At 31.4% G+C, this 25,437-nt stretch carries 19 protein-coding genes and 3 pseudogenes; 10 read left to right on the top strand and 12 right to left on the bottom strand.

Features of this window, described 5'->3' with window-relative positions:
• Positions 1-151: 151 nt before the first annotated feature.
• From TERY_RS29520 to TERY_RS00335, 6 genes are all read right to left on the bottom strand, one after another.
• Entirely contained in the window at positions 152-370 is a 219-nt protein-coding gene (locus TERY_RS29520) for a hypothetical protein (protein ID WP_011609985.1), read from the bottom strand.
• Between the two features lie 754 nt (positions 371-1,124).
• Positions 1,125-1,343, bottom strand: a complete 219-nt coding sequence (locus TERY_RS29525) for a hypothetical protein (RefSeq protein ID WP_011609986.1) — start codon at positions 1,341-1,343, stop codon at positions 1,125-1,127.
• A gap of 754 nt (positions 1,344-2,097) precedes the next feature.
• Positions 2,098-2,316 (bottom strand): hypothetical protein, encoded by a 219-nt coding sequence (locus TERY_RS29530; RefSeq protein WP_011609986.1) that lies wholly within the window; start codon positions 2,314-2,316, stop codon positions 2,098-2,100.
• 754 nt (positions 2,317-3,070) lie between these two features.
• A complete protein-coding gene (locus tag TERY_RS29535; RefSeq protein ID WP_011609986.1) occupies positions 3,071-3,289 on the bottom strand; it encodes a hypothetical protein in 219 nt (72 codons plus the stop codon).
• 754 nt (positions 3,290-4,043) lie between these two features.
• Positions 4,044-4,667 (bottom strand): radical SAM protein, encoded by a 624-nt coding sequence (locus TERY_RS00330; RefSeq protein WP_011609987.1) that lies wholly within the window; start codon positions 4,665-4,667, stop codon positions 4,044-4,046.
• A gap of 212 nt (positions 4,668-4,879) precedes the next feature.
• On the bottom strand, positions 4,880-5,812 hold the full coding sequence (locus tag TERY_RS00335; RefSeq protein WP_011609988.1) for a lipid kinase: 933 nt from the start codon (positions 5,810-5,812) through the stop codon (positions 4,880-4,882).
• A gap of 1,422 nt (positions 5,813-7,234) precedes the next feature.
• Here TERY_RS00335 and TERY_RS31945 point away from each other — a divergent pair.
• Positions 7,235-7,363 (top strand): annotated as a pseudogene (locus TERY_RS31945) (hypothetical protein); the annotation flags it as partial.
• Between the two features lie 198 nt (positions 7,364-7,561).
• Here the strand turns inward: TERY_RS31945 and TERY_RS00340 are convergent.
• The 3 genes and pseudogenes from TERY_RS00340 to TERY_RS00345 form a co-directional block, all read right to left on the bottom strand.
• Positions 7,562-9,355 carry a metallophosphoesterase gene (locus TERY_RS00340; protein ID WP_011609989.1) on the bottom strand — a complete coding sequence of 598 codons (1,794 nt, stop codon included), beginning with the start codon at positions 9,353-9,355 and terminating at the stop codon, positions 7,562-7,564.
• Between the two features lie 301 nt (positions 9,356-9,656).
• A pseudogene (locus tag TERY_RS31950) lies at positions 9,657-9,914 on the bottom strand (hypothetical protein); the annotation flags it as partial.
• 89 nt (positions 9,915-10,003) lie between these two features.
• Entirely contained in the window at positions 10,004-10,267 is a 264-nt protein-coding gene (locus TERY_RS00345) for a hypothetical protein (RefSeq protein WP_011609990.1), read from the bottom strand.
• A gap of 119 nt (positions 10,268-10,386) precedes the next feature.
• Between TERY_RS00345 and TERY_RS00350 the strand changes: the two genes are divergently transcribed.
• On the top strand, positions 10,387-11,250 hold the full coding sequence (locus TERY_RS00350) for a sulfotransferase domain-containing protein (protein ID WP_011609991.1): 864 nt from the start codon (positions 10,387-10,389) through the stop codon (positions 11,248-11,250).
• A gap of 1,377 nt (positions 11,251-12,627) precedes the next feature.
• On the opposite strand, the pseudogene TERY_RS29540 reads toward TERY_RS00350, so the two are convergent.
• A pseudogene (locus tag TERY_RS29540) lies at positions 12,628-12,894 on the bottom strand (amidohydrolase); the annotation flags it as partial.
• A gap of 163 nt (positions 12,895-13,057) precedes the next feature.
• Positions 13,058-13,279 (bottom strand): hypothetical protein, encoded by a 222-nt coding sequence (locus tag TERY_RS31955; RefSeq protein ID WP_213960078.1) that lies wholly within the window; start codon positions 13,277-13,279, stop codon positions 13,058-13,060.
• A gap of 369 nt (positions 13,280-13,648) precedes the next feature.
• On the opposite strand from TERY_RS31955, the gene TERY_RS00360 reads away from it, so the two are divergent.
• Positions 13,649-15,463: an aspartate kinase gene (locus TERY_RS00360; RefSeq protein WP_011609992.1), complete on the top strand. Its 1,815-nt coding sequence runs from the start codon at positions 13,649-13,651 to the stop codon at positions 15,461-15,463.
• Between the two features lie 842 nt (positions 15,464-16,305).
• Here TERY_RS00360 and TERY_RS00365 read toward each other — a convergent pair.
• The gene (locus TERY_RS00365; protein ID WP_011609993.1) at positions 16,306-17,652 is read right to left on the bottom strand and encodes a protein kinase domain-containing protein; all 1,347 of its coding nucleotides are present in this window, start codon (positions 17,650-17,652) and stop codon (positions 16,306-16,308) included.
• A gap of 1,136 nt (positions 17,653-18,788) precedes the next feature.
• On the opposite strand from TERY_RS00365, the gene egtD reads away from it, so the two are divergent.
• The 7 genes from egtD to TERY_RS35795 all read left to right on the top strand — a co-directional run bounded on the left by egtD (position 18,789) and on the right by TERY_RS35795 (position 25,325).
• Complete coding sequence (gene egtD, locus TERY_RS00370) at positions 18,789-19,763, top strand: L-histidine N(alpha)-methyltransferase (RefSeq protein WP_011609994.1); 975 nt, start codon at positions 18,789-18,791, stop codon at positions 19,761-19,763.
• A gap of 404 nt (positions 19,764-20,167) precedes the next feature.
• Complete coding sequence (ovoA, locus tag TERY_RS00375) at positions 20,168-21,517, top strand: 5-histidylcysteine sulfoxide synthase (RefSeq protein ID WP_011609995.1); 1,350 nt, start codon at positions 20,168-20,170, stop codon at positions 21,515-21,517.
• Positions 21,518-22,107: 590 nt separating this feature from the next.
• Entirely contained in the window at positions 22,108-22,389 is a 282-nt protein-coding gene (locus TERY_RS35785) for an Rpn family recombination-promoting nuclease/putative transposase (protein WP_370497354.1), read from the top strand.
• Between the two features lie 315 nt (positions 22,390-22,704).
• Positions 22,705-22,872 (top strand): hypothetical protein, encoded by a 168-nt coding sequence (locus TERY_RS35790; RefSeq protein WP_370496319.1) that lies wholly within the window; start codon positions 22,705-22,707, stop codon positions 22,870-22,872.
• A 997-nt stretch (positions 22,873-23,869) separates the two neighbouring features.
• Positions 23,870-24,109 carry a 2OG-Fe(II) oxygenase gene (locus TERY_RS00385; protein ID WP_011609997.1) on the top strand — a complete coding sequence of 80 codons (240 nt, stop codon included), beginning with the start codon at positions 23,870-23,872 and terminating at the stop codon, positions 24,107-24,109.
• 370 nt (positions 24,110-24,479) lie between these two features.
• On the top strand, positions 24,480-24,974 hold the full coding sequence (locus TERY_RS00390) for a DUF427 domain-containing protein (RefSeq protein WP_044136232.1): 495 nt from the start codon (positions 24,480-24,482) through the stop codon (positions 24,972-24,974).
• A gap of 219 nt (positions 24,975-25,193) precedes the next feature.
• A complete protein-coding gene (locus TERY_RS35795; RefSeq protein WP_370496321.1) occupies positions 25,194-25,325 on the top strand; it encodes a hypothetical protein in 132 nt (43 codons plus the stop codon).
• The last annotated feature ends 112 nt before the right edge of the window (positions 25,326-25,437 follow it).

Here is a 25,437-nt window from a genome sequence, read left to right on the forward strand (position 1 = left end):
TCTAGGAGTTGTCCATCAAGGGCATCTAATTTTCATTTAACTATTCAGGGCGTATCTTTCATCTGCAGTTCTAAAATCGCTGTCTATTGTCCCAATAGACAGCATTTTCTAATTATACCATTTTTTCAGTCTCATGCTCATGATTATTTAATTATTTTATGCCTAAATATTTATGTAATTGTATAGATAGTCGGCAATGAGAATATTCCTGAAGTAATTTTTGGACTAATGGTAGAGTGAAATCACGGTTATACGACTCTGGTTGTAGGAAAACAGGAGTCTTATTCTTTACTAATAAAATCTTACTATAAAATTCTAATTCTTTACCTGTTTCTATAACCAATTTGATTTTTGAAGCTCTTGTCCACATTGACGGGACAATTGGATATTTATGACTAATGTGTTCTTTAGGGCTAAGAGTTACCCAAGGGTTAGGGGAAATATTTTGCCAGTAGCAACAGTTGGTTTCAATTATTACTTGTCTATTGGTCTATAAGGTTTGAAAGTTTGAGGTTGACCTCTTCTACTCATAGCTCTATCAACATACGCTAGTATCATGGGTCAGAGCACCTACTACTAGGCCACCTGCAAGAGGAATAAAATCTGCTGCTGTACTTGCCTAATAACCTATAGTTTTTGGGTATGTTTCATGGTAGAGACCGATTAAATTTCCTGTAATTTCTCAGGTTTTCAGAAGTAAGGATAAAGAGTGGCCCGAAGAAATATTCCCCAAAATCAATACTAACTTTTCATCATCAGTAAAAACTGGGTTTTTGCAAAAGACCTCTTGTATTCTAAAGAATGAGTCTGTAATTATATAAGAAGCATAGGCACAACCTGATGGATTACAAAAACCACAAAGTGAGGTGTTAGTAGTCGTATCATTTATCTTCTTCTAAAGTCCTACTATTTGGGCTCTTAATTATTAACAATTAAAACAATTAGGGAGTTAAGCCATCAGGTAACTAGTCCATCTAGGAGTTGTCCATCAAGGGCATCTAATTTTCATTTAACTATTCAGGGCGTATCTTTCATCTGCAGTTCTAAAATCGCTGTCTATTGTCCCAATAGACAGCATTTTCTAATTATACCATTTTTTCAGTCTCATGCTCATGATTATTTAATTATTTTATGCCTAAATATTTATGTAATTGTATAGATAGTCGGCAATGAGAATATTCCCGAAGTAATTTTTGGACTAATGGTAGAGTGAAATCACGGTTATACGACTCTGGTTGTAGGAAAACAGGAGTCTTATTCTTTACTAATAAAATCTTACTATAAAATTCTAATTCTTTACCTGTTTCTATAACCAATTTGATTTTTGAAGCTCTTGTCCACACTGATGAGACAATTGGATATTTATGACTAATGTGTTCTTTAGGGCTAAGAGTTACCCAAGGGTTAGGGGAAATATTTTGCTAGTAGCAACAGTTGGTTTCAATTATTACTTGTCTATCGGTCTATAAGGTTTGAAAGTTTGAGGTTGACCTCTTCTACTCATAGCTCTATCAACATACGCTAGTATCATGGGTCAGACTACCTACTACTAGGCCACCTGCAAGAGGAATAAAATCTGCTGCTGTACCTGCCTAATAACCTATAGTTTTTGGGTATGTTTCATGGTAGAGACCGATTAAATTTCCTGTAATTTCTCAGGTTTTCAGAAGTAGGTATCAAGAGTGGCCCGAAGAAATCTCCCCCAAAATCAATACTAACTTTTCATCATCAGTAAAAACTGGGTTTTTGCAAAAGACCTCTTGTATTCTAAAGAATGAGTCTGTAATTATATAAGAAGCATAGGCACAACCTGATGGATTACAAAAACCACAAAGTGAGGTGTTAGTAGTCGTATCATTTATCTTCTTCTAAAGTCCTACTATTTGGGCTCTTAATTATTAACAATTAAAACAATTAGGGAGTTAAGCCATCAGGTAACTAGTCCATCTAGGAGTTGTCCATCAAGGGCATCTAATTTTCATTTAACTATTCAGGGCGTATCTTTCATCTGCAGTTCTAAAATCGCTGTCTATTGTCCCAATAGACAGCATTTTCTAATTATACCATTTTTTCAGTCTCATGCTCATGATTATTTAATTATTTTATGCCTAAATATTTATGTAATTGTATAGATAGTCGGCAATGAGAATATTCCCGAAGTAATTTTTGGACTAATGGTAGAGTGAAATCACGGTTATACGACTCTGGTTGTAGGAAAACAGGAGTCTTATTCTTTACTAATAAAATCTTACTATAAAATTCTAATTCTTTACCTGTTTCTATAACCAATTTGATTTTTGAAGCTCTTGTCCACACTGATGAGACAATTGGATATTTATGACTAATGTGTTCTTTAGGGCTAAGAGTTACCCAAGGGTTAGGGGAAATATTTTGCCAGTAGCAACAGTTGGTTTCAATTATTACTTGTCTATCGGTCTATAAGGTTTGAAAGTTTGAGGTTGACCTCTTCTACTCATAGCTCTATCAACATACGCTAGTATCATGGGTCAGAGCACCTACGACTAGGCCACCTGCAAGAGGAATAAAATCTGCTGCTGTACCTGCCTAATAACCTATAGTTTTTGGGTATGTTTCATGGTGGAGACCGATTAAATTTCCTGTAATTTCTCAGGTTTTCAGAAGTAGGTATCAAGAGTGGCCCGAAGAAATCTCCCCCAAAATCAATACTAACTTTTCATCATCAGTAAAAACTGGGTTTTTGCAAAAGACCTCTTGTATTCTAAAGAATGAGTCTGTAATTATATAAGAAGCATAGGCACAACCTGATGGATTACAAAAACCACAAAGTGAGGTGTTAGTAGTCGTATCATTTATCTTCTTCTAAAGTCCTACTATTTGGGCTCTTAATTATTAACAATTAAAACAATTAGGGAGTTAAGCCATCAGGTAACTAGTCCATCTAGGAGTTGTCCATCAAGGGCATCTAATTTTCATTTAACTATTCAGGGCGTATCTTTCATCTGCAGTTCTAAAATCGCTGTCTATTGTCCCAATAGACAGCATTTTCTAATTATACCATTTTTTCAGTCTCATGCTCATGATTATTTAATTATTTTATGCCTAAATATTTATGTAATTGTATAGATAGTCGGCAATGAGAATATTCCCGAAGTAATTTTTGGACTAATGGTAGAGTGAAATCACGGTTATACGACTCTGGTTGTAGGAAAACAGGAGTCTTATTCTTTACTAATAAAATCTTACTATAAAATTCTAATTCTTTACCTGTTTCTATAACCAATTTGATTTTTGAAGCTCTTGTCCACACTGATGAGACAATTGGATATTTATGACTAATGTGTTCTTTAGGGCTAAGAGTTACCCAAGGGTTAGGGGAAATATTTTGCCAGTAGCAACAGTTGGTTTCAATTATTACTTGTCTATCGGTCTATAAGGTTTGAAAGTTTGAGGTTGACCTCTTCTACTCATAGCTCTATCAACATACGCTAGTATCATGGGTCAGAGCACCTACGACTAGGCCACCTGCAAGAGGAATAAAATCTGCTGCTGTACCTGCCTAATAACCTATAGTTTTTGGGTATGTTTCATGGTGGAGACCGATTAAATTTCCTGTAATTTCTCAGGTTTTCAGAAGTAGGTATCAAGAGTGGCCCGAAGAAATCTCCCCCAAAATCAATACTAACTTTTCATCATCAGTAAAAACTGGGTTTTTGCAAAAGACCTCTTGTATTCTAAAGAATGAGTCTGTAATTATATAAGAAGCATAGGCACAACCTGATGGATTACAAAAACCACAAAGTGAGGTGTTAGTAGTCGTATCATTTATCTTCTTCTAAAGTCCTACTATTTGGGCTCTTAATTATTAACAATTAAAACAATTAGGGAGTTAAGCCATCAGGTAACTAGTCCATCTAGGAGTTGTCCATCAAGGGCATCTAATTTTCATTTAACTATTCAGGGCGTATCTTTCATCTACAGTTCTAAAATCGCTGTCTATTGTCCCAATAGGCAGCATTTTCTAATTATACCATTTTTTCAGTCTCATGCTCATGATTATTTAATTATTTTATGCCTAAATATTTGTGTAATTGTATAGATAGTCGGCAATGAGGATATTCCTGAAGTAATTTTTGGACTAATGGTAGAGTGAAATCACGGTTATACCACTCTGGTTGTAAGAAAACAGGAGTCTGATTCTTTAATAATAAAATCTTACTATAAAATTCTAATTCTTTACCTGTTTCTATAACCAATTTGATTTCTGAAGCTCTTGTCCACATTGACGGGACAATTGGATATTTATGACTAATGTGTTCTTTAGGGCTAAGAGTTACCCAAGCGTTAGGGGAAATATTTTGCCAGTAGCAACCGGAGGTTTCAATAGAAACTTGTCTACCTGTCGCTTCTATTCTGTTTATTAAAGCTGGTAGTTGTTTATGAATAAAAGGTTCGCCACCAGAAATAACAACTCTAGGAGAAAATAACTCATTAATTAACTTATCCAAAGTTTGAATTTGACGAGGTAAACTAATGCCTCCATCTGCATAACCAGTATCACAATAATGACAACCTACTGGGCAACCTGCAAGACGAATAAAATCTACTGGTGTACCTGCCCAATAACCTTCTCCTTGAATAGTTTTTTGGAATGTTTCATGGATAGGAATAATTAAATTTTCTGTCATTTTTAAGATTTTAAGAACTAGGGAGTAGGAATTAGAGAGTAGGGAAGATAGGCAGCAGAGAACAAGCAAAAAAATAAATATAAGTTGTCATTAACCTTGGCGCGCAACTACACAAAATTATTGAAAAAGTACGATGTTTATACATAGATTAGATTTCAGTTTCTTGATAAGTATCATTTATTTTGTTTACCCATTTATATTAATTCCTGATTTTAATCAATTACAGGTTTAAGTTTTTCCTTTTCAATTGTTAATTTCTTCGGCACTATAACTGCTAAAGCTAAAGGAACTATTTGAAAATAAGCCGGAGTATAAGTGACAATTTCTCCATCAGTATTAATAGGACGAGGTTTCCGAGTATAAACATTAATAAAAGAAGCAGATAAAGAACGAAAACCAAAGCTTTCTTGATATTTTCCTTGCCATATAGAAGGTAAAATACCAACAAATTGCCAACAATATTTCACTTCTAAGCTATATAAATCTAGCCTTTGGTTGTCAATTGTAGCATCATGAGCGATAGTCATTCCACCTCCATAATGTCTGCCATTTCCTACGGCAACTTGTAAAGTCTTAACTATTCTTGATTCACCATTACAACTAATTTCTGCTGTAAAAGGGTGACTTTGTAAAATCATTTTAATGGCAGCAATAGCATAAGCTAGTACACCCCACCGAAGCTTTGCTTCTTTCGTTAAATGATTAGTAATATCTACACTTAATCCAATACTAGCAACATTGAAAAAATATTTACCATTGACTAAGCCTAAGTCTATATAACGTTTTTTACCAGTAGCGATCACTCGACAAGCTTCAAATAAAGAAATAGGAATTCCTAAAGTTCTGGCTAAATCATTAGCTGTTCCTAATGGTAAAATTCCCAAAGGTAAACCTGTTTTAACCAGAGCATCTATGGCTAAATTTAATGTGCCATCCCCACCACCGATAATTATCAGATTTACCTGATTTTTATAGCTTTGAATAAAATAGTTAAAATCTTGGGGAAATTCAACTTTTTTGTAGATAATTTCTAGCCCAAAATTTTGTAAGTAAGTTAAGGCTAAATGTAGATTTTTTTTAGCTTTTCTGGCATGAAAATTTACTAATAAAAGAGCTTTTTTTGATTCTATTTTATTTAGATTCATAATTAAGTTTTGCTTAAAATGCAGAATATAAAATTATAAAGATTGATGATTATTTTGGCAATTTTAATTTTAATTAAAAACCGTAATTTTATATTTTAATAAAGATATATTGCTAGTTGCTTTGTATCTAAAAATGCCAGAAATTATATATTTTTTGGAGATATCTATTATATTTACTAAGATATTTTTGTCAAATTTTGTGATTATCCCTAAAAAACAATTTTTAATATGTTTAGACAAATAGTTGATTCAACCTGAGCAAAGTTTCACTATTGGAGCAATTCTTCTCTCGGCAGTAACTATTGATTTTTGAGAAGAACAAAAAAGGTGAGGCGCAAGTAACTTTGGTGCCGTCATAACTATGATAGTAACATTTTTTCTGTCTAATTTAAGAATTAGACTGATTGATGTTCCTGCTGATAATATAGTTTGCTCTTTTATGGTTTTCTTTCTATTTCTATTTCTCTACTTTAATTTCCATGTGAATCTGGGCAAGTTTTAATTTATTATTTTTATATTATTTGAAATTTTTTTTCTAGTAAACTACCATGTTTTTTGACTAATAGAAGTGAGTTATATAGGAAATTAGTTGGAACTTTATTGACTACTTATATAGGTGGATATATAGTTTTTTTATACTGCTCCAATTATTGAATTAAATTTAGATTGTGCGATATTTTTTAGGTACAGTAACAACAGTAGATAATTTGACTATAACCTAGTTTTTTATATTGTTATTTACTTGACTTTATCGGAAACGGGTAAAACAAATTTTTGTTGGTAATAATTTGCTTTAAGATACAAGCTTTATAAAATAAAATGAAAGGAATTGTTATGAGTTACTAACACAATAATTATCGGTTATAGAAGTGAAGTTGCATTATTATTTATATAAGCTAATTAGGACTTAATGAATAGGTTTATAGGTGAGGGGGAGAATGCAAGGAGACACGATCTAATTGGAGCTGCACGGATAAATGGGAATTACAGAGTATGTAGTCGGAAGTATTTTGTTTCAATTGTTGTCCCTCTAATACTTTAATATCTTCTATTTTGAGCAAATTATTGCAATATTATTGCACATTTTTTCCACAACAAAAGCTCTTAGTAATATTTAAGTAAATGGGTTGAGTTTTTTTCAGCGAACTGTAATTAGTTGAACTCATAAGAATACTAATAATTTAGTTTTTATAGGTGTTTAATGAATTTGGCACGATTACTTAGATAAGTTAAGAATTAGCTATTAGTGGGATTTAGGTATAATATTATGTTAGTTTTGCTAGTTTATTAGGCATTTGTAAGGTAACAATTTAATTCATCTATCTTTTTTAGTTTCTCTAGCCACAAAGTTTTCAAAATATTTCTAAAAATCAAGAGTAGCAGATTAAATTAGTGCTTTGTTAATGCAGATATTTTTTTGCTGTAATTGGAGCTAGTGCTAATATCTGGAAAGTTATAGAATTTGCACTAGTTGTATTTATTTTTCCTGGGGTAATTTTGACTGTTCATTTGCTTTTTATGTTACTAGCTAGTAAATTATTAAACTTATAATTAGCTGAGTTAGTTGTAGCAAGGAAATTTAGGATGCCCTACTACTGCTGCTATAGAATGGCAAAAGCAAAAAATTTTTATAAATTAGTTACTTTTGCCATTCTTTATCGTGTTTTTAGTTGTGCTTTAGCTAGTTTTGTTAAAGTTAATTTAGCTGATTTTTGGAATTAAAAAATGTCTGACAAACTGAATTTATATTTATTTTTGAAGCTGAAATTCATCAAATTTTACGACGTCAGAATTAGGTTTTCTAGTGTCAAAATAGTAACTACTAACTTTTCCTGTCTCTGTGTCAAAAATACTAAAAGCTGTAATATCATTACTAGCAATAAAAGCCTGATTTCTACCATTTTCATCTAGTAAAGGAGCAATAGTTGGAATTATTGCTTCTAAACCATTAGGATTACCAACTTCAGGATATTTTTCCTGATAATTTAGAGGAATATTGCGCTTTGTATTTCCTAAATAAGCTCCATAACTATTACCCACATTTGATGTTTCTAGAAAATGCATTCCACCAGGACTAATAAAACGATTCCAAAGATGAGAATGCCCGTAAAATACTAACTGTACACCAGCAGTTTCTAATAATGGTAAAACATCTCGAATAATATAGTCGTTTTGTTGGGGATATTCATAACGAATCATGGTAATTTTACCATTTTTATCTCTGTCAATATATTGGATAGGATTAGTATAAGCAGGAATAATATTTTCGCCAAGAGAATGAGGCGGATGATGAAACATAACTATTTTATATTTTGCTTGTTTAAATTCCTGACTTGCTAGTTCTTTTTCTAGCCAATTATATTGTTCGCTACCTTTAATAATAGGTTCAAAAATATGCTGACCGTAACCCCATTCAGCGGGATTATTAAAATCCTGTTTTCTTTCCCGATATTTGCCTCTAGCATTATCCTTTAAATGGGGCACTCGCCACATATTTGTGATATATAAAGCTACTAAATATATATCACCAAAAGTCAGGGCATAATAATTTTTTTTCTCTGAACTATTTTGAGGCAGACTAAAAATTTCTTGGTAAGTTTCTGTATTAAAAGAATTATTTTTTAGCCAGGTATCAGGGCTAATATTTTGAAATTTTTGTGGGTTTTGTTTATATAAATCTTTGGCAGCTTGCCTGGGATATGACTGACTAAATTGATAGTTCAAAGAAGTTTCCATGGAAAATATTCCCATAACTTCATGGTTTCCAATTGCTGGAAATAGAGGCATATTTTGGATTAATTTACCACCTTTATAAATAGTTTTTTTGCCATTTTTTTCTAATTCATAATTTGCCCTACCTTGGAGATTTGGAAAAAAAGCATTTCCTCGATTATCGTCAAACCATTCTGAGGCACGGTCGGGAATATTAACTAAATCTCCAGCAAAAAAAATAGCGTCTAATTTATCAAAAGTTTCTGTTACTTTTTGGAGATTTGCTGAACTCATTGGTTTTAATTGATGATCGGAAGTTAGGAGAATTTTTAAAGGTGTACCTGGGGTTGGTTTAGGAGCAAGATGAAAAATTTTACTTTTTATATTTTCCCCATTTTCTCTTTCACTAATAACTCGGTATGGCACATAATTATTAGGAGTTAAACCAATAACTTTGGCTTCATGTCGCCAGATATTTCGTACAATAGGTTGTTGATAAATTAAGCCTTTTTCTGTTTGTTTTCCGACAAAAGAATCTTGGTCTTCACGAGTACGACTAAGTTTAGTAGTATTTGCTTCAACAACTTGATTCAAGTTTTCACCATAAACAACAAGATTACGTTTGCCAGGAAATTCAGTAAACCAAACAACTTGTATGGAATTTTTTGTGGGAACTTGGAGAAATGGGTCTGTTAAAAATTTGGATTGATATTCTAGAGAATACATAATTATAAATAGGAAAACAACAACAATAATTAAGATACCAAAAATCCAGGGATTAAGATAATAATTTCTGGGATTTTCAAACAATTCTGGATCAGGATGGAACATAGAAATAATAAATAATTATAATGATGATTTTCTCTATATTTTCAATATTTTAATTAGATTGAATATAATTTTCAAAATTATCTTGAATTACTCTTTCATATTCAAAGGAAGGAATCTCAAATAGCCTATCTTGTACTTGCTCAGTTTTTACAGGATAATTTATCAATTTCTCTAATTTAAACGGATATCTAATCGGGCGATCGCTCAAGGCATATCTTATTTATTGAATACTAGAAAGTTGACTGGCTCCATATACTTGAAGTTTCCCTTTTTCATAGCAAACACTAGCTTCAATTGTATACTAAAAAAGTCTAGCTATTTCATGTTGTATATCTTGGTCATTAACATTTTTTCTAATTATATATTGATTGCCTAAATATTTTAAAAAGTTAGAATAAATTAGGAAAAAAAGTAAGGGAAGATGACCAAAAATATCATGCCAAAGATTGAGAAGTCGAGAAAAATTAATATCAGTATCCGATCTGATAAAAGTTGCTATGGCAAAATAACGATGAGAAAGCAGATAAAAAAATGTGTCTGCTTCTAATAATCCTATAACTGGCCATAATTGCTATCCAATTTGTTCTTGTAAAAAGTCTGAAAGATGATTAATATTAGGAATATCTTGAATCAAATTTTTGATTTTTGCTAAACCTGCAATAAATTTTTCATTGCTCGACTTTCAATAGTTTCTAATTGTGTATTTAAAGGTTGTTTCCAATTACGATGGGCTTGGGTTTTATACTGATAAAAGTTCTTTTCCAGCAATAAATTTTTCATTGCTCGACTTTCAATAGTTTCTAATTGTGTATTTAAAAGTTGTTTCCAATTACGATGGGCTTGGGTTTTATACTCATAAAAGTTCTTTTCCAGCCTTTCATAAAGTAATTTTTCCAAAGTTATGGATTGCATATTTACTTCTATTAAGTTATTCTGACTTGAACTACAATTATAAATTTATAGTCAAAATATGATCAAAAAAATGCTTTGTAAACTACTAGTAAATTTGTTATAAACAGGAGCTTGCTTTGATGAAAAAAAGTATAAAACCAAGCTATAAACTACACAAAAATTTTCGCTTACCAATGGGATTTACTCCAGAAAATTTTGACTCTGGAATTACATATCAAGCTCAAGAAAAAGATACTTTTATTGTTACTTATCCTAAATGCGGAACAACTTGGACTCAACATATTATTTGGATGTTATCCCACGATGGAAAACCATTACCTTTAGATAAAAATATTAATTTAGAAGTTCCTCATTTGGAAGAAGTCGGAGGTGATTTTGTTAAATATTTATCGAAACCTCGTTTTATAAAAACTCATTTAACTTATAATTTAACTCCCTATAATCCTGATACAAAATACATTTATGTAGCTCGTAATCCTTTTGACTGTGCTGTTTCTTTTTATTATCATACTCAAGGATTTATCAAACATTATGATTTTGCTGAAGGTACATTTGATGATTTTTTTGAATGTTTTATTACTGGAGAAGTAGACTGGGGAGATTACTTCGATCATTTGCTTTCTTGGGTTCAACATAAAAATGATCAAAATGTTCTGTTTCTAACTTATGAATCTATGAAAAATGACCCGAAAATGAATATTATTGCTATGGCAAAATTTTTAGGTGATAATTATCTAGAAAAAATCGAAAATCTACAAATTCTAGAAAGCATTCTTCATCATACAAGTTTTACTAGTATGAGCCAAAATCAAAGTCGTTGGTCTAGTCAACGTCCTGTTAATATGACTCCATTTATTCGTCAAGGAAAGGTGGGAGATTGGAGGTCACATTTTTCAGTTTCTCAAACTCAGAGATTAAGTCAAAAATTGAGGATGAAAACTGCTGGTACTGAAGCTGAAAATTTATGGCAAATTCCTGAATAGTTATGATTTTTATTCATAGAAAAGTAAGGTAATAATAAATTGTATTTTTCAGTTTATTAAACTCAGAGATTAAATCAAAGGTTGAGGATTATAAATGCTGGTGCTAAGGCTAAAAATTTATGGTAAATTTATAAACAATTCGTAAAAAATGCTCATAAATAATAAAAATAATTTCTCAAAATTAACTAATATAATTTTTTTTAAAAAAATGGTTTTTTTTGATATGATTAAATCTAAAAATTTGGGTAATAAATTTAATTAAAAAAATGGTTAATCAATATAAAATAATTACTAATTATTAGTATTGATTGATGATTTATGGTTACTATAACTATGATGATAGAGCTAAACTAATATACTTAATTGTAGGTAATAATTGTCATATTTTGAACTAGGAGTAGGAACGGGATTACTTGCAGAAAAGTACATGAAACTTGACAATACTTGTGAGTTTACGGGGGTTGATATTACACTATGGTTTCTGTAAATTACTAAAAAATGTTTGGGAAATAAAGCTAAAAATTTGGGTAATAAATTTAATTAAAAAAATGGTTAATCAATATAAAATAATTACTAATTATTAGTATTGATTGATGATTTATGGTTACTATAACTATGATGATAGAGCTAAACTAAGATACTTAATTGTAGGTAATAATTGTCATATTTTGAACTAGGAGTAGGAACGGGATTACTTGCAGAAAAGTACATGAAACTTGACAATACTTGTGAGTTTACGGGGGTTGATATTACACTATCGTTTATGTAAATTACTAAAAAATGTTTGGGAAATAAAGCTAAGTTAATTGTAGCTGATGCTCTAACAATGGAACTAAATACAACTTTTGATGTTGCTATATCAAATTGAGGAGTTTGGCTATTTGTTAGTTGTGGCGATCGCTTAGAGTTAGTCAGTCATATTCCTGATGTTGAAACTAACTATTAATAACTCAAAAATTTAGTTGGTCATTTACGAAAAGGAGGTTCATTTTTTGAAATATACAAAAGTTTGGAATTGATATCGTAAAAAAAAGCTATTGCCTTAAGAAAAGGCTGAATTTTTAGCTCAAGAAAAAGTAACTATTATCTTGTTTAAGTTGGATACTTATCAGAAATCATTCAATGAAGTAGGGTTTGATTTTCAAGGTATTAATAATGATAAAAGCTTGGTAATCTACAACAATAAATAGATCTACTAGACAGTAGATATCTTACCTAAAGCACGAAAAGATTATCAAATCCTTATCCTACCATTTAAAACTTAGTATTTTTTGGAAATGTTTAATTTAGTCGGTAAAAGTGTAATGCATTTTCTCGAAACAGTTTACGCTTTTGTTCTGGAGTACATTCATGAATAGCTAATTCTAATACTTCTACCTAACGAGGATACTCGGTAGCAAGTTGAAACACGGGCCAATCACTACCACAGAGAACTCGATCCCAGCCGAAACAAGTGATTGTCCAATCTATATAAGGTTTTAACTGTTTTTCAGTCCAGTTTTGATGATCTGCTTCAGTTACTAGTCCCGATATCTTACAATAAATATTGGGAAATGCTGCTAGTTCCTGAATTTGTAATTTCCAGGGTTCAAACAACTGGTCTTTAATATTTGGTTTACCAATATGGTTAAGCATAAAGAATACTTTGGGACATTTCTACACCATTTTGATGATATTCTCCAGGTGCTTGTGGTAAATGCAAATATTAAAACTCAAATCAAATTCAGGCAATAACTGGAGTCCCTGAATAAAATTGGGATTTAAATAAAATTCTAAATCTTCTTCTTGAATAAGTCGTCGAACCCCCTTAGCCTTTGGAATGGCAGATAATTTTTCGAGTGGTAGATCTAATCTGTTGACCTTTTTCCAAACCACAGAAAACTACAATTCTTTGAATAATAGAATTTTCGGATGCTAATGAAGCTACCCAATTTGTTTTATCTATCCTTTGGGAAAGATTAATTTCACATTCAACAAAAACCATTGTATCGACTATAACTGGATTACAGGCGTTTTGAAAATCAGGCACAAGAAAAGGATGCTGGAGTGGTGGACAATTCTTCAACCACAAATAGTCAAATTGTTGAAGGTTCCACAAATGGACATGAGCATCGACAATAGGAAAATTGAGAATAGTTACTTTAGGGAAAATCTATTTCAAGTTAGCTATTCTGAGTAATAATATCACTAAAATGGCCAGCGATCGCTTAGTGGTATTTGCCTGAATAAATTAGGTAAACAAGTCATCAAAAAATCTAGTAGTAGGATTGGAAGGTAATACCCAATTTGTAGATTTATAGCTAACTTTAGCTCCATAGTTAATCGAGTTAAAAAATTTGAACACAAGAATTTAAAATTAATACAATTTATCTGTTAAAAATCTAATTCTTAAATCAATATGCTAATAGTCCAAAAATACGGTGGCACATCAGTAGGGTCTGTGGAAAGGATTAAAGCCGTGGCCCAACGTATTGCTAAAACAGCTAGCGATCGCTCAGTAGTAGTAGTCGTATCAGCGATGGGAAAAACCACAGATACCCTAGTCAAACTAGCAAACGACATCTCCCCCAACCCCTGTCGCCGAGAAATGGATATGTTACTATCTACAGGAGAACAAGTTACTATCGCTCTAGTGAGTATGGCCTTACAAGAGTTGGGAGTACCAGCTATTTCCCTCACTGGAGCCCAGGTAGGAATAGTCACAGAAGCTCAACATTCCCGGGCTCGTATTTTACATATTCAAACCGAACGGATAGAAGAACATCTGCAACTGGGAGAGGTTGTAGTTGTTGCAGGTTTCCAAGGTATTAGTCAGACTCGCCATCAGGAAATCACAACATTAGGTAGAGGTGGTTCAGATACTTCCGCAGTTGCTTTAGCTGCAGCACTCCAAGCACAAAGGTGTGAAATATATACAGACGTACCCGGAATTTTAACAACTGATCCCCGCATAGTACCTGAAGCACAGTTAATGTCAGAAATTACCTGTGATGAAATGTTGGAGTTGGCAAGCTTAGGAGCAAAAGTGCTACATCCTAGGGCTGTTGAAATTGCTCGAAATTATGGAATGCCATTAGTAGTCTTATCAAGTTGGAGCGATGCACCAGGTACCCGTGTAGTTTCAGCAATACCCAAACGTCCTGCCTTGCAAGATTTAGAATTAACTAAACCTGTAGACGCCGTAGAATATGATACTAACCAAGCTGGAATTTCTATGCTGCGCCTTCCGGATCGCCCTGGTGTGGCAGCCCAATTATTTTCTGGTATTGCTCTACAAAATATAGATGTAGATTTGATTATTCAATCTATTCACGAAAGCAATACTAATGATATTGCGTTTACCGTCAGTAAAGATGTATTGAAACAAGCAGCAGCAGTTGCAGATGCTATGCTGCCGGCTTTAGGAAAAAATGCTCACCCCAGTTTGGGGGAACCAGAAGTTAAAACAGAAGAGCGACCTATTGCCAAAGTTAGTCTTGTGGGTGCGGGAATGATCGGGCGACCAGAAGTAGCAGCCAAAATGTTTGAAGCTCTGGCAGCAGCAGGAGTCAATATAATAATGATTTCCACTTCGGAGGTTAAGGTCAGTTGTGTAGTAGATGCAGAAGACTGTAAAAAAACAGTTAATTCTTTGTGTCAAGCATTTGATGTGGATGTTGCAGATATTTCCAGTAGCTCTACTGCTGGTGAGTCGGAAGAAGTGCCCCCACCAGTGCGAGGGGTGGCTTTGGATATAAAGCAAGCAAGACTGGCAGTGCGTCAAGTTCCGGATCATCCAGGAATGGCAGCCAAGATATTTGGTTTGTTGGCGCAGCAGAATATTAGTGTAGATATGATTATTCAATCTCAACGCTGCCACAGTGTGGATGGAGTTTTGACTCGTGATATTGCTTTTACTGTATCTCAACCAGAGGGAGAAACTGCATATCAAATTTTGGCAAATACAGCGGCTGACTTTGGTTGGGGAGAAGTGGTATTGGAGAGTAGTATCGCGAAAGTGAGTGTAGTTGGCTCCGGAATGATTTCTCATCCAGGGGTAGCAGCACAGATGTTTGAGGCGTTGGCAGCAAGTCAAATCAATATTTTGATGATTACCACTTCGGAAATTAAAATTAGTTGTGTGGTAGAAGAGGAGGATGGTGTGAAGGCATTGCAAGCTATTCATAAAGCTTTTTGTTTGTCTGCTAATGAGGTAGTTAAAGTTCCAGCTTAAGGGTTCTATAAGGTACAAAAATCATAGTCTAACCTCTGTGGTGCGGCCATCTTACCCGCCACATAGGGACTTTATTTGAGCAGGGTATTTGTCTAATCTTTTAATCAAAAACCAGGCTTTTTTGAGTCTCGAAATATATCCAACATTGAAGATCTCAATGGATAAATTAAGGAATTAACAGGCCAGAAAATTTTGTTAATGTTGTCATAGAAAAAATCTCCAAAAATTATATTGGTTGTGGGATAGAGCGTGTGGATTTTTTTCAAAATATTTGCTGTAAAAATAGGAAAAAGTTTTTATAAAGAACAGCCACGAATTGTGATCAGAATATTTGCAGAACTTAAATTGAAACATCATTCAATTAAAATGAAGCCAATTTTAACTTGAAGAACTGCAGTTTTTTTTGAATAAATAGTTAAGCGATCGCGGAGGGTAGCGGAGTGCTGTATCTTCTAAAATAGAGGGTAAAGATTGATCTTATTTTCATACACTATATATAGTGTTTTGGGGTAAGTCCTGACTAATAAAAATTACAATCCATCAATTTGATAATATTTTTTTATTTTATATATAAAAATATTATACTAAGCTGTTAAGCATTTCAACGAATTATCATAAATTTTAGCAAAATAGCCAATTTTTTACTGTACAAAGTTTTTGCTTGAATTGGTTGTTATTAGAATAAGCAATCTAAATAGTTAACAGCTTATGCCCATGAAATTACTTAAAATATAACTAAGCAATTAAACAATCATTGTAATCCTAGTATAGTTTTATGTAATATCTACGTATAAGATGTTCAGCTTAACAAAATGTATAATTAATTTTACGTACCTGTTGATTCAACTAAAATCACTAGTTAATAATGCCTGTCTAAATTCTTCAGCAGTTTTAAAATAAATTTCTGGCTCATCAATTAATGCTAAATCAATTACTTCTGCTAATAATTGGGGAATATAAATATTTCTTTGTCTAATTGGCACAGGTTTAGTTTGCAATATAGTTAAAATTGGGTCTTTCCCAACAAAATCACGGGGATATTCACCAGTTAACATATTATATAAAGTTGCTGCCATTGCCCAAACATCTACTTCCGGTTTTATATGTTTAAAATTAATTATTTGTTGCCTGGGCATAAACCGAAAAGTTTCACCTTTGTTTCTTGTGATTATTTGCCTACTAAAACCAGCTAAATTAAAAGCTTTTGCTATTCCATAATTTGCTATTTTTACCACTGTTGAGCTATTTATATTACTTATAAAAATATTAGCTGGTTTAATACGCCCGTGAACTAAACCTTTCCCTGTACCAAAACTACCATCTGCTTTTTGAATGTAAGGAATTTCTGCATTATGAGCATATTCTAAACCATCTAAAGCTTGTATAATAATTGCGACTGACATACTAATAGATAATCGATCACCACAACGGTCCAACAAATCCTCAATACTATCACCATTACAATATTCTAAAGTCAAAAAAAATCTCTGCTCACTATAACTATAATCCTTCAATTTCACAACATTCCTATGATTTAAAGCTTTAATATTTTCTATTTCTACTAAAAAACGATTTATAGCCTGAGAATGGATAGCAACTTCTGGCAAGATTGTTTTGAAAACCATTAATTTTTGAGTAGATGTATTTCTGACTAAATAAACTTCTCCCAACCTACCTTTATCTAGTAATTTTATGAACCTATAACCTTTGGGAATTGTAATGATGATATTATTGTTTCCTGATTTTGTTGATTTAGCCGATAATTCAATAGTTTCTGTCTGGGTAATTTTAGGTATAGAAATCGTCTCTGGAGGAATCTCTATTTGAGTTTCAATACTTAGCTGAAAAATAGTTGTACCTAATTGAATTTTGTCTCCTGATTTTAAATCATATTCAGGAAACTGCATTTTTGCCGTAGCTTCAGATTTATATTTTGCTTGAAGTTTTCCAATTTTTTTACCATTAATATAAGTACCATTTTTACTGCCAAAATCATATATTTGTACATAAGGATAATTAATGTCAAGTATGCAATGATAACGAGAAATAGTACGATGTTCTTCATTATTTGGTAGTCTTATGTGACAGTTGTGATGACGACCGATAATACAGATACTTCTTTCTTCAAATATAAATTCTTTGCCACTCAGACTTCCTTGGATAATAGTCAGTTTGACTTGAACAAACATAATAGAAATTACACAAAAAATAAGTCAAAAAATAGGTTCAAATATATATAGATAAATGCTTTGAATAAAAAAAAATTAATTCTTCATTGCCAATTATTATAGCCATTTTTAGGGAACCAGGATAGTTTCCTTGCCTAGACTAAAATTTAGGCATTTTTTATTCCAGAAAACATCTAATAACAAGGGTGAAAAAAGAATGTTTTCTAATAACAAGGACTAGAAAAAGACTTGATAATAGGTGTTCCTTTAATTAAAAAATATCAGTTATAAACTAAGAAGTAGTATCGAACCTATTCCTATTTGACTTAGTCCGCCTGACGCAAAAAAAAATTCCTAGCTATTTGTAGCAAATATTTATCAGGATTAGTATAATATCAAATCTCAAAAGTATTGCTGTATCTTCTTGAGAGTAGGTAGGAACCTTCCATGTAAAAAAGCTAAGTCCTGGGGCTGAACGAGTAAATAATAATCGCCTTCTTTGCTTAGAACCATTAAAAACATTGCTCACCTTGTTTATCACTTAATTCTTGAAGTTTTGAGAAAGTATAGCATTATTTTCGGGAATTAGCATCCGCATCAATAAGACAGTTATAACTTTGATATTTTATATGTTTATAATATTAATTATTGTATAATTATATTCTATAATATTATTTCTACTTAATTAGTGCTCACAAATAATTTCATCTTTTACAATTTAATTTTTCTTTTATTCCTTTCTCTTTATTCCCTAATTATTGATTTATAAGTATTCAACCGGATATCATATAAACACTACTAATGCTTTTGTTAAAGATGACATTATGGTAATTTTACAAAATGTTAATTATCAGTTATCATAACATTTATGATAGTGACTTTTCATTGAATAATAGTTATTTTTGATTATTATTTTTATGCTATTCAGAGTGTACAATGACTTCGATTAGATGGTATAATTTTATTTTTTTATGGTTTTATTTTAGGGATAGAAGAAGACTAAACTAGGAATGATTAATCTAATTATCTGTGTATTTACTTTAAACAAAATTTATACTAAAATTATCGCTATTATAATATTATAATTATATTTTTTTTGTCCATAATTTGGTCAACAAAAAACTATTGAGTGTCCACCTCTATGTAGGAATTAAACGATGCCCCCTAAACTTGTGAAAATTCTCAATGATAGCTATCAAGCTGTGAAAAATGATGGAGAAGATGTGATTAGAGGATTAAGTAGAAGTCCCAAGAGTTTGCCACCCAAGTATTTTTACGATGATCATGGTTCTAAACTCTTTGAACAAATCTGTGAGTTACCTGAATATTACCCGACTCGTACAGAAACTTCTATCTTAAAAGAATATGCTGATGAAATTGCTCAAATAACTGGTAGTCGTGAACTAGTGGAATTAGGTAGTGGCAGTTCTACTAAAACTCGCTTATTGTTAGATGCTTATCAAGAAGTAGATAATTACTTTACATACATACCAACTGATGTGAGTGGAGGAATACTCAAAACTAGTGTATTAGACCTACAAAAAAAATATCCAGATTTCACTATTGAGGGATTACTTGGAACTTACCAACAAACTTTAGCCTACCTAAAATCAACTCCTAAAAAATCACGAACAATTTGTTTTATCGGAAGTTCTGCTGGTAATTTTCCTAGACAAGAATTTGACAATTTATTGAATCAGATTACTAGAAGTTTACAGCCAGAAAATTATTTTTTGCTAGGTATTGATTTGCACAAAAATCAAGAAATTTTAGAATCTGCCTATAACGATACTCAAGGAGTTACGGCTGCTTTTAATCTGAATATTTTATCTCATTTAAATTGGCGTTTTCAAGGAAATTTTGACCTCAATTTCTTCAGTCATGAAGCAATTTATAATCAAGCTAAAAGTCAAATAGAAATGTATCTATATTGCGAAGAAAATGTAACATTTTCTCTGGATATTCTAGATTTAAAAGTTAATTTTCAGGCAGGGGAAAGTATTCTAACTGAAATTTCTCGCAAATTCAATCTAGCACTTTTACCAACAGAGCTTGAAGCTAAAGGATTAAAAGTTAGGAAAGTTTGGACAGACCCTCAAAAGTGGTTTGGATTAATTCTTTGTCAAACTTAACTTCAGGAAATAAATAAAAAAGTATGGTAAGCACTTCACTGTCATATCTCAGTTATTAGCTTTATAAATAATGAATTAGTTATGTTATTTTTTTTCTACTCAAATAATATTCTTAGCTATAGTTAAAAATACATTTACTAACCTTAACTATCCATACAAGTAGGTTTCCTAATTAATTCAAAAAAGCTTTTGCTGAGTCTTGATACCTGAATGCTTACTAATACTAATTCACTTTAAATATTTCAGACATAATTTCCTAGAATGACTGAGAACCTCAAAGTTTTTGATTTTAAAAATCTTAATAAATGAATCTATAAATTCCATGAAATAGTATAATTATCTGGAATTTAAATATCTTAAATTGCAAAATTTAGAGATTAAATTTTTTTCTATTTATAACAATTATGAACAGTATAAAATCTACTACTCCACCAAAACTTGATAGTTGTCATGCTGACCTTGATTTTCGCCAATATATCCTTGAATATTTTAAGAATGCTTGGGAAATTGAAGATCTTTTAATGCATAGTTTAGTGGGAGAAGAAACGTTTTATTCAAAACCCGATCCTTTGAGAAATCCTCTAATTTTTTATCTCGGACATACGGCGGTTTTTTACATCAATAAATTAGTTTTCGTGGGATTATTAGAAAAGCCTATCAACTTTAACTATGAAAGATTATTTGAGTTAGGAGTAGATCCAAAAAAATCAGAAGAGTTAGATCAGGCGATCGCTCACATTAACTGGCCTCAACTTGAAGATGTTTGGCAGTATCGAAAAAAAGTCTATCAAAGCGTTATAAGCCTAATTGAGAAAACCCCTTTAAATCTACCCATCCATCAAGATCATCCTCTTTGGGCATTGATGATGGGTATTGAGCATCAACGTATTCATATTGAGACTTCTTCAATGTTGTTTCGGCAACTACCGACTGAAAAACTAAGACGTCCTAGTAATTGGCAATATGCTCCTACTAATGGTGAGGTGGTTGAGAATGAGATGATAGAAGTTTCTGGTGGAGTAGTTAAACTGGGTAAGCCAGAAGATGATCCTACTTATGGTTGGGATATTGAATACGGCGATCGCCAAGTTAAAGTTGCACCTTTTGTTGCTAGTAAATATTTAATTACTAATGCAGAATTTTTAGAATTTGTCAAGGGTGGTGGTTACGAAAATCAAGATTATTGGACTCAAGAATCTTGGCATTGGAAAAATGAAAATAATATCAAACATCCAAAATTTTGGATACCTGAAAATGGTACATCTATATATAGATATCGAGCCATGTTTGATGCAATTAATTTACCTTTAAATTGGCCTGTGGAAGTCAATCATTATGAAGCAATGGCTTATTGTAGTTGGAGAGGTAAAAATACTAGGTTAATGAGTGAAGCAGAATATAATTTAGCAACTTATGGTAATGGTAGAAAAGTAGAGGTAGATAATTACAATTTGAATTTAAAATTTGGTTCTCCAACTCCAGTTGGTTTATTAGAAACTGCAAAAAATGAATCAGGATTATATGATTTACGGGGTAATGTTTGGGAATGGTTAAGTGATAATTTGAATCCTCTTTCAGGATATAAAACTCATCAACTATATGAAAATTATTCTGCTCCGTTTTTTAATAGTAGACATAATATGATGTTAGGAGGATGTTGGATAACTAGCGGTACAGAAGCTTTCAGATATTATCGTAATTGGTTCCGACCTAACTTTTATCAGCATGTTGGTTTTAGAATAGTTCAGGGATAGAAAGATGTATAGCGTTTCTCAGACTAACGAGGTAGACCTATCTTTACAGAAGTGTTGAATGTTTTAATGTTGAACTGTATCTCACTATCTTGAAAAGTGCTGTAATTATTTTCAAATAGTATAAAATGAGTTGAGATTTAGAATACTAAAGATACAAAAGTTATTTGATTTTTATTATGAAATATAATTTCATCTAAAAATTGCTATTAGCGGCACAATTTTCAGCAGGTATTATATTTTTTATTAAAGCATACAAAGCTTAATTTTATAGCACAAATTATTGTGTACTGGACTATTGGTTCTATATCGTTTTATTTTCTTGGCATTCTCATTAAAAAAGGAATTAATAGCAAGGATAATTTGAGAAATAAACTAACAATAATAGTGAATAAAATTAAGAAACAACTATTTCCTTCGTTTACTCTAAAAGGAATTTTTATAGGACAAACAGAGGTGATATCCACACCCTATAATCTAGTTATTTATAGTGTTTAAATTAATAACTATAATATCCTGTTGCTTCCTAGGATTTTCCAGGAAATACTTGCCCTAATTAATATAGTAAAATCATGATATTTATTAGCTAAAAAATAGACTTTGCTTTCAAAAAAATATTTGGCTCTACTTATAGTAAAGATATATTAATTAGTTTTTTGAATGCTTTAATATATTCTGGTAAATCAATAATTCAAGATTTAGAAATAATCGACCCCTATAGTCCGGGAGATGTCATTAGTTTAAAAGATATTTATCTAGATGTAAAAGCTCTCTTAAATAATGGCTCGAATGTGATAATTTCAATGCAAGTTTTAAACGTTTCAGTATTTGAAAAGCGAGTAGTTTATAATCTATGTAAAACTTATGGGAATTAATTAGATACTGGAGAGGGATATCGAATATTAAAACCAGCAATTGCTTTAACGATTAAAGATTTTAAAATGTTTGAGAAAACAGATTAATATATTAATCATTTTTTGTTTAAGGAGAAAGAGAAATCATTTGACTATATAGATGAAGAAGTAGCAATGATATTTGTTTAATTACCAAAATTAATGAAAACATTAGATGAGCTAGAAAACATCACAGATAAATGGATTTATTTTGTGAAATTAACTCCAAGTCTAGAAGTAATTTTCACTAATTTAGCAGAAATAGAAGAGATATAAAAAGTTTTAAATATTGCTAATATGACAAATCTATTAAGAAAAGAATTAGAGGAAGTACACAAGGGGGAAGTATTTTTAGAAGACCGTGCGGGTCAAATTATACTAGCTCGACAGGAGGGACGAGAAGAGGGACGAGAAGAGGGAGGGCAACAAGGAATAGAGCAAGGGTTAGAAGCAGGTAAGTTGTGAATGTAAAGGCTAATATTAGGTCAACTGGAGAGAAAATTTTCAGCATAAATTTTTGCTATAATTAAAGAGAATATTCAATATTTATCTCTGGAAAAGTTAGAAAATTTAGGGATAATAATTGATGGTTTTAGCAGATTAGAAAATTTGTCTAACTGGTGTCAATAATTAGAAAGCTGTAGGTGTTCAACAATTAATAATTAATAATTAATTATTATCTCTTTTTGTAACCCAAATTTCCCACGAAAAGCATACTAAAACAGTATTTTTTAAGGAAGAAGGTGGATGACAGCTTCTTTGATTAATAATTACTATCAATAGTTTTTATAATATTTATTTTTACTTATAAACTTCATGGTTATTCCCAGGCAAGGCTTTCAATGGCTAGCCTAAAATATTACGTTTTGACGTGGGGAATGTAGCTTATAAAAAAGAATAGAATTAAGCTAAAAAAAATTTTTATTCATAAATGGAGAGGCTTTATACTTTAAATTTTTTCGGTAAATTGCTGTTAAAATATTATAGTAGAAGGGCATGCATAAATTATGACTCAAAAAAAGGTCTGACTTAATAACTGACCTAAGTATTATTTGTCATTATCTGTTTTCTAAGTAAATTGAAGTTTTTGAATGACAATAAGCATAACAATATTAATCCCAAGTTTCCTTGGGATTAATTTAACTATATGAAATAGAAAAAATCCTAGATAAATTAACATTAACTACTCTCAAATTACGTCCTAAAAAGAATTAAAAATTACAGGATAATTTTTGCAAATAAATTTTATTTATTAGGCAGAATGTAATTATTGATTATAGCCAATTACTGATTCTCACCAGACAAATTATGTTCCTGAAATTTATCGCAATATTAAACCCATACCCTGAAGTTATTTTGTCAGATATGGAAAAATAATTCAGCCTCAGATTCCAAAATCTCAAAAACTATGCGAAACTGTGAATCAAGTTATTAAAAATCTAACAAATAAACAACTTTTTCCTTGACAATATCTCAGGTTGGGTGCAATACTAATATTATTGAAAAAAAAGGTAAATATCCTTGGCATTATGCTCGAAATATTATTACAGCTTTGTTGTATTTGAACAAAGTTGATGGAGGAGAAATTGCATTTTATCCTAATTATAGAATTATTTTACCCAAAGCTAAATTTTCTAGATTTCAAAAAGTGATAGATAGGGTACAAAAATTTAGTTTTTTTCGTCATACCTTTGGCAAATAAATTATTATTATACATCAGCCTGGTTTACGGTTAGTTATGATGGGTGATAAATGTCTACATATTGTTTCTCCGGTAACAGAAGCAAAGGGGTAAATTAATGTTTTTATGAATTAGGATTTACCTAATGCTAGTTTTGTAATTAAATACAAACTGAATAGCTATTTATATAGTTCAGAATAGGTGTTAAATACAGACATAAATTGCTATTAATATTAGATCTGCCAAATAACCAGCAAAATTGAAATATATAAATAGAGATATAAGTATCATGATTTTCATCTATCTTTTATTTTATATTTACTAAAAATTACAAATTTTGTTTGCTATAAAGTCTGAAATTTTGATTTTTTAACTGATAACTGAAATGACAATGAAACCAAATCCAATTCCACCCCAACCAGGCCAAGAATCAGTTTGGGATTATCCTCGTCCAGCTCGTTTAGAAGATACAAATAAATCTATTCGAGTGATTTTTAATAATGTAGTTTTGGCAGAAACAAATAAAGCAAAAAGAGTATTAGAAACTAGTCATCCTCCTAGTTATTATATTCCTCCTGAAGATGTTAAAAGAGAGTATTTAATTCCTAATCCCAGGAAAACTTTTTGTGAGTGGAAAGGTTACGCTTCCTATTACGATATTTCAGTAGAGGATAAGTATGTTAATTATCCAGTCTGGCAATATTTGGAGCCAACCCCTGATTTTCTACCTATAAAAGGATATTATAGTTTTTATGCTAATTTAATGGATGCTTGTTATGTTAATGATGAGTTAGTAAAGGCTCAATCTGGTAATCTTTACGGAGGATGGATTACCTCTGATATTGTCGGACCATTTAAAGGGGAACCTGGTACAAGATGGTGGTAAATAATTGATAATGAAAAGGAGAGAAATTCTGTTAAAATAAAAGTAATTAAAGAAGTTTTTCGGGTGAATTTATTTGATGATGAAGATTTATTGTGGATATTTAAAGCAATGATAGGTTGATTAACTCATACTTTTTTTGAATGTATTGGGAAAATTGATGAAAGTTCCTTGATGATGAAAAAATGTCTGTAAAAATGTTTCTCTGGAAAAGTACTAAATATGTTTTCTGAACAGGTTGGCTTAGATACTACTATTGACTGGGAAAAAATAGATAAAAAATATAATTATGTGTATGGAAAAGAACACGCAATTCTAGAATGGTTATTTGAAAAGACTAGGGAAAATTTGTAAATATAATTAATAATCAAGGGCAGAGAAAAAAAGGTAAAAAATGATGATGGATAGTTTGGAAAAGTCGGCGATCGCTAATTTACTTTCAGACGAAAAACTCAAGCTCGTTAAA

Origin of the sequence: Trichodesmium erythraeum IMS101 (assembly GCF_000014265.1) — a bacterium.
Classification (GTDB): Bacteria; Cyanobacteriota; Cyanobacteriia; order Cyanobacteriales; family Microcoleaceae; genus Trichodesmium; species Trichodesmium erythraeum.